We start from the raw sequence: 612 nt of genomic DNA on the forward strand, positions 1-612 counted from the left end.
AACGAGGGCAACGACACCCTGGTCGGGGGCACTGGAAATGACACGCTTACCGGTGGGACCGGAAAAGATACTTTCCGTTTTTCTGCAGGCGACGGTCGCGACACGATCACGGACTTCGACGCCCGCGCCGGAGAGATCCTCGACATCCGTGGATATGCGAACGTCACTGCGCTGATCAGCGAGAACGGCGGCACCCGGATCGTCCTGGGGACCAATGATAGCATCTTCCTGCAGGGCGTTGACAAGGCGACCCTGACACCCGCCAACTTCCTCTTCAACGGCGCCGTCCCGAAAGAGCTGAACGGCATGCAGGTCGGGCCCACGCCCGTTCCCGGCGCGATCAACGGGAATGACAGCGCGAACACGCTGAACGGTACGTCCGGGAACGACAAGATCTACGGCTTCGGCGGCAATGACGTCATCGACGGCAAGGCCGGCGCGGACGAGATGTATGGCGGCACCGGGAATGATGTCTACTGGGTCGATAACGCCGGTGACCGCGTGATCGAACTGGCGGGCCAGGGTCATGACACGATCCATTCGACCCGTGACTGGGTTCTCAGCGCCAATGTTGAGGACCTCTACCTGCGCACTGCGGCCAACACCCGTGGT

The 612-nt window shown here is 62.1% G+C and carries 1 protein-coding gene; it reads left to right on the plus strand.

The window, feature by feature from the left end; genetic code table 11:
* On the plus strand, positions 1-612 hold a 612-nt coding region (locus FHD67_RS20260; protein WP_281282468.1), incomplete at both ends, for a calcium-binding protein.

The sequence above is a fragment of the Paracoccus haeundaensis genome (assembly GCF_006239215.1).
In the GTDB taxonomy this organism is placed as follows: Bacteria; Pseudomonadota; Alphaproteobacteria; order Rhodobacterales; family Rhodobacteraceae; genus Paracoccus; species Paracoccus marcusii.